This window comes from Rhodoferax sp. (assembly GCF_028689305.1).
Classification (GTDB): domain Bacteria; phylum Pseudomonadota; class Gammaproteobacteria; order Burkholderiales; family Burkholderiaceae_C; genus Rhodoferax.
Window position 1 is genome coordinate 1 of sequence record NZ_JAQTWM010000121.1, and the last position, 5,968, is coordinate 5,968.

Consider the following 5,968-nt stretch of genomic DNA (forward strand, 5'->3'; position numbering starts at 1 on the left):
GCACCATCGATGGCTTCACGGATGTGCTCGATGGCCAGTTCGGCGGCTTCCCGCGCTTTTTCCGGCTTGCTGCCCGCCCCCAGACCGGTCGAGCCGAGCTGGATCACGCGGTGGGCGTCACTGGTGCTGAGCGCCTGGGCATCGGTATTGGCGCAAATGAACTCCACCCCCTGGACCGCGCTGGCGATCATGTGGGCGACGGCGTTGCCACCGCCGCCACCGACCCCGATCACCTTGATCTGGGTGCCTTGGTTGAATGCTTCTTCGTCAATGAGTTCTATGGGCATGGTGCTCTCCTGTGGGTTCGAATGCTGAAATGTTGTCAAAAAAAGGATACAGAAATTGAATCGGGATGGACGGGGGCGGATGTCGACTTCGCCATCGTCGGGGCGGGCCGGCACGGCTGAGCCAGAGCGCAGTCTTCATGGTCAGAAATTCCCCACAAACCAGTCTTTGACCTGGCCAAAGACATTTTTCATCGAGCCATTTTTCTGTGCCACCTTGAAGCCGCGCAAGCGGGCCAGGCGGGCCTCTTCGAGCAGTCCCATCACGGTGGCGGCACGCGGCTGCGCCACCATGTCGGACAAGGCACCGGTGTACTTGGGAATACCGCGGCGCACCGGCTTCAGAAAAATGTCTTCACCGAGCTCCACCATGCCGGGCATGATGCAGCTGCCGCCGGTGAGCACAATGCCGCTGGAGAGCATTTCTTCAAAGCCGGACTCGCGCATCACCTGGTGTACCAGGCTGAAAATTTCCTCAACCCGCGGTTCGATCACACCCGCCAGCGCCTGGCGGCTGAGCATGCGCGGGCCGCGGTCACCCAGGCCGGGGACTTCCACCTGGGCCTCGGGGTCGGCCAGCAATTGTTTGGCGTAGCCGTTTTCGACCTTGATTTCCTCGGCGTCCTTGGTCGGCGTGCGCAAGGCCATGGCAATGTCGCTGGTGATCAAATCACCGGCAATCGGGATCACGGCGGTGTGGCGGATGGCCCCGTTGGTGAAAATCGCCAGGTCAGTGGTGCCCGCGCCAATGTCCACCAGCGCCACCCCCAGCTCGCGTTCATCCTCGGTCAGCACTGACTGGCTGCTGGCCAGCGGGTTGAGCATGAGCTGCTCCACTTCCAGGCCGCAGCGGCGCACACATTTGATGATGTTTTCGGCCGCACTCTGGGCGCCCGTGACGATGTGCACCTTGGCCTCCAGCCGGATGCCGCTCATGCCGATGGGCTCTTTCACATCCTGACCGTCGATGATGAACTCCTGCGGCTCCACCAGCAGCAGGCGTTGATCGGTGGAGATGTTGATGGCCTTGGCGGTCTCCACCACCCGTGCCACATCGGCAGCGGTGACTTCGCGGTCCTTGATGGCCACCATGCCATGCGAATTGATGCCGCGGATATGGCTGCCGGTGATGCCGGTGTAAACCCGGGTGATCTTGCAATCGGCCATCAGTTCGGCTTCTTTCAGCGCCTGCTGGATGCTTTGCACGGTCGCGTCAATGTTGACCACCACACCGCGCTTCAAACCGTTGCTCGGTGCCACACCCAGGCCCGCCAGCTTGAGTTCGCCACCGGGCATGACTTCGGCCACCACCACCATCACCTTGGCCGTGCCGATGTCCAGACCGACTACCAAATCCTTGTATTCTTTTGCCATGACGTCACCTGTTGTCCTGTCTTACTGTTTTTTCTTGCTGTCACCAGCCTCAAGCGTTGACACCCCTTCGAGCCGAATCGCGTAACCGTCGGTGTGGCGCAAATCCACCGAAGCCAACTGCTCGGGCCTGCGCTGATAACGAGCCGTGACCTGGGTCACAGTTTTCAGAAAACGCTGGATGCGGGCTGTCAGCTCCGGCGTATCGCCACTGCCGAGTTCCACCACGGTACCGGTGTCCAGCTGGGCGCGCCAGCCACCCCGCGGCGTCAGTTCCAATTGATCGATCACCAGGTCCATGGGTGCAAACAGGGGCTGCAGCGTTTGCCGCATGGCCAGCACCTGGGCCGAACGCCCCTCGGGCCCGTTCAGGCGGGGCAAGTCTTCCTGCTCCAGTTCACCCAGATTGGCCTCAAACACTTCACCAAAGCTGTTGACCAGCCGCGAGTCGCCCTCCGGTCCCCAGAACGCCACCGCCTGGTGCTCCTGCAACTGCACCTTGAGCCGGTTGGGAAAATCACGCCGCACAATCGCCTGGCGCACCCAGGGCATGGTTTCGAACACCTTGCGGGCGGCGTTCACGTCCAGCGTGAAAAACGTTCCCTGCAGGCGCGGCATAACGTTGGCGCGCAGGGTGATGGCGTTGTAGTGCGCCACATCCCCGCTGACGCTGACCCCCTTGATGGCAAACGCCGGCAAACGAGCCCCCCAGCCCAGCAACGCCCCCAGCACCAGCAACGCCGCCACGACAAACAACGCTGAAGCCAGCGTGTTCATCAGGCGGATGTCGATGGGCATGGCGGCAGGGGAACTCATACAGCGGCGTAGTCCAGGGTGGCGAGCTGCAGGATCTGCAGGCACAGTTGCGGATAACTCAGTCCGGCGGCCTTGGCCGACATCGGCACCAGCGAGTGCGTGGTCATGCCCGGGCTGGTGTTGATTTCCAGCAAATAGGGCTGGCGCGTGCTGGCATCAATCATCACATCGGCCCGGGCCCAGCCCCGGCAGCCCAGGCTGTGATAGGCCTGGAGCACCAGTTGCTGGATCGCCTCTTCCTCACCGGCGGGCAAACCACACGGCACCAGGTATTGGGTCACGTCGGTGAAGTATTTGTTCTGATAGTCGTAATTGCCATCCGGCGCCTGGATGCGGATCACCGGCAGGGCGCGGGCCTCGGCACCGCTGCCCAGCACCGGCACGGTGACTTCATCACCGGCAACGAACTGTTCACACAACACCTCATCGTCCAACCCGGCAGCCAGCGCATAAGCCGCCGCACATTGCTCGGCGGAACTCACCTTGGTCAAACCAATGGTTGAGCCCTCGCGGGCCGGCTTGACGATCATCAGCCGGCCGGGGCCAGCCAGCTCGGCAAATGCCGCCTGGGTTGCCGCGACACTGTCCACACGTCGCCAGGCGGGGGTAGGCAGCCCATCGGCACGCCACAGGCGCTTGGTCATGATTTTGTCAATGGCCATGCTGGAGGCCATGACGCCCGGGCCGGTGTAAGGGATGCCCAGTAATTCGAGTGCGCCCTGCACCGTACCGTCTTCACCATAACGCCCATGCAAGGCGATGAAACAGCGACTGAATCCTTCACGCTTGAGCTCACTCAGGTCCCGCTCGGACGGGTCAAAGGCGTGCGCATTGACGCCCAGGCTTTGCAGCGCCTGCAGCACACCCCGGCCCGACATCAGCGAAACCTCACGCTCGGCAGACAAACCACCCAGCAGCACCGCCACCCGATCCGTTTCAATATCAAATGGACTCATAGCCCACGTCCTTCTTGCTTTGATAGCTCTTTATTTTGTAGCAAATTGACCACTTTGGCACTCACCGCGCCAATCGACCCGGCGCCCATGCACAACACCACATCACCCTCGCGGGCATTGTCCACAATGGCCTGCGGCAAGGCGGCGATGTCGTCGACAAACACCGGCTCAATGCGGCCGGCCACCCGCAGGGCCCGCGCCAGGCTGCGACCATCGGCGGCAACAATCGGTGCCTCGCCAGCGGCATAGACCTCGGTCAGCAACACGGCGTCCGCCTGGGCAATGACCTTCACAAAGTCGTCAAAACAGTCACGGGTGCGGGTAAAGCGGTGTGGCTGGAATGCCAGCAGCAAGCGCCGGCCCGGGAAGGCGCCGCGTGCGGCAGCCAGGGTAGCGGCCATCTCCTTGGGGTGGTGTCCGTAGTCATCCACCAGGGTAAAGCGGCCGCCATCGGCACTGGGCCAGTCGCCGTAACGCTGGAACCGCCGCCCCACCCCCTTGAACCCGGCCAGGGCACGCAACACCGCTTCATCGGGGATGTTGAGCTCCACCGCCACGGCAATCGCCGACAGGGCGTTGAGCACGTTGTGCCGGCCCGGCAGATTCAGCACCACCGGCAGATCGGGCAGCACCACACCGTTGCGCCGCTGCACGGTGAAGTGCATCTGGCTGTCGACCGCGTGGACATCCACCGCCCGCACCTCGGCCCCTTCTTCAAAACCATAACTGGTCACCGGGCAGGTCACCTGCGGCACGATGGCGCGCACCGCCGGGTCATCGGTGCACAAAATCGCGGTGCCATAGAACGGCATGCGGTGCAGAAAATCAACAAACGCTTTTTTCAGTCGGTCAAAGTCATGACCATAGGTCTCCATGTGATCGGCATCGATGTTGGTCACCACCGCCATCACCGGCAACAGGTTCAGGAAGGAGGCATCGGACTCATCAGCCTCCACCACGATGTAATCCCCCTTGCCCAGACGGGCGTTGGCCCCGGCGCTGTTGAGCCGTCCACCAATGACAAAGGTCGGGTCCAGTCCGGCTTCGGCCAACACGCTGGCGACCAGGCTGGTGGTGGTGGTCTTGCCATGGGTGCCGGCAATGGCGATACCGCTTTTCAACCGCATCAGCTCAGCCAGCATCAGGGCGCGCGGCACCACCGGAATGCGGCGCTCACGGGCCGCCAGCACCTCAGGGTTGTCGGCCTGCACCGCTGTGGAGGTCACCACGGCGTCGGCCCCCTGCACATGACCGGCGGCGTGCCCGACGTGGGTCTGGATGCCCAGCGAGCCCAGCCGCTGCAAGGTGGCACTGTCGGCCTGGTCCGAGCCCGAAATGGTGTAGCCCAGGTTGAACAGGATTTCGGCAATGCCGGACATGCCGACCCCGCCGATGCCCACAAAATGGATGTGTCGGATGGCGTGTTTCATGGCCTTTTCCCTCCCTGGTTCACCAAGGTTTCACACGCGGCCACGATCTGTTCGGTGGCATCGAGTTTCTGCATCTTTTTGGCCTTTAGCCCTTTTGCAACAAGCTCAGATCGCTCTATTTTTTGTAGCATTTGTGCCAAATATTGTGGTGTCAGCTGCGCTTGCGGCAGCAACCAGGCAGCCTGCTGGTCGGCCAGAAAGCGCGCATTGGCGGTCTGGTGGTCATCCACAGCCGACGGCAGCGGCACCAGCAGGGCAGCGGCCCCCACGGCCGCGATCTCGGTCACGGTGCTGGCGCCAGCGCGGCAGATGATCAGGTCAGCGTCGGCAAAAGCCTGCGCCGTGTTGTCGATGAACGGCGTCAACTCGGCCGTCACCCCGGCAGCGGCGTAATTGGCCCGCAGGGCATCAATCTGCCTGGCGCCGCTCTGGTGCCGCACCAGCGGCCGCTGCTCCGGCGGCAACAAGGCCAGGGCTTGCGGCACGGTGTCATTGAGCGCCTTGGCGCCCAGACTGCCGCCCACCACCAACACCTTGAGCGCGCCGCTGCGGCCAGCAAAACGCTGCTCCGGCGCCGGCACATTGAGGAACGCCGCCCGCAGCGGATTGCCCACCCAGCGCGCCCCGCGCAGGACTTCGGGAAAGGCAGTGAACACCTGGTCGGCCACCCGGCTCAGCACCTTGTTGGCCAGCCCCGCCACTGAATTCTGTTCATGCAGCACCAAGGGTTTGCCCAGCAACACACTCATCATGCCCGCCGGGAAGGTGATGTAGCCACCCAGTCCGACCACCACATCGGGCTTGACCCGACGCAACACGGAGATGCTTTGCCAGAACGCCCTGAGCAGGCGTAGCGGCAGCAACACGGCCGTGCGCACCCCCTTGCCGCGCAGGCCACCAAAATCAATCGCCTCAAAGGCAAAACCCTGGGCAGGCACCAGCTGGCTTTCCATGCTCGGCTGCGCGGCGCTGCCACGGCCACCCAGCCAGTGCACGCGCCAGCCCCGCTCGCGCAGGGCCTGCGCCACCGCCAACCCCGGAAAGATGTGACCACCGGTGCCGCCCGCCATGATCAAGGCCGTCCTGCTCATACCCGGCCTCCTTGCATCAG

General features: G+C 63.3%; 5 protein-coding genes and 1 pseudogene. All 6 read right to left on the reverse strand.

Annotated features, from left to right (window positions below; genetic code table 11):
* Positions 1 to 287 (reverse strand): annotated as a pseudogene (locus tag PHW99_RS17060) (cell division protein FtsZ); the annotation flags it as partial.
* A 141-nt stretch (positions 288 to 428) separates the two neighbouring features.
* Positions 429 to 1,658: a cell division protein FtsA gene (gene ftsA / locus PHW99_RS17065; protein WP_300180421.1), complete on the reverse strand. Its 1,230-nt coding sequence runs from the start codon at positions 1,656 to 1,658 to the stop codon at positions 429 to 431.
* Between the two features lie 21 nt (positions 1,659 to 1,679).
* On the reverse strand, positions 1,680 to 2,471 hold the full coding sequence (locus PHW99_RS17070; RefSeq protein ID WP_300180423.1) for a cell division protein FtsQ/DivIB: 792 nt from the start codon (positions 2,469 to 2,471) through the stop codon (positions 1,680 to 1,682).
* Entirely contained in the window at positions 2,468 to 3,427 is a 960-nt protein-coding gene (locus PHW99_RS17075; RefSeq protein WP_300180426.1) for a D-alanine--D-alanine ligase, read from the reverse strand. Before PHW99_RS17075 ends, PHW99_RS17070 begins: the two co-directional genes overlap by 4 nt.
* Positions 3,424 to 4,857, reverse strand: coding sequence for a UDP-N-acetylmuramate--L-alanine ligase (murC, locus tag PHW99_RS17080; protein WP_300180429.1), 1,434 nt, complete (start codon positions 4,855 to 4,857; stop codon positions 3,424 to 3,426). The genes PHW99_RS17075 and murC overlap by 4 nt, the downstream gene beginning before the upstream one ends.
* Entirely contained in the window at positions 4,854 to 5,948 is a 1,095-nt protein-coding gene (gene murG, locus PHW99_RS17085; protein ID WP_300180431.1) for an undecaprenyldiphospho-muramoylpentapeptide beta-N-acetylglucosaminyltransferase, read from the reverse strand. Before murG ends, murC begins: the two co-directional genes overlap by 4 nt.
* Positions 5,949 to 5,968: the final 20 nt, after the last annotated feature.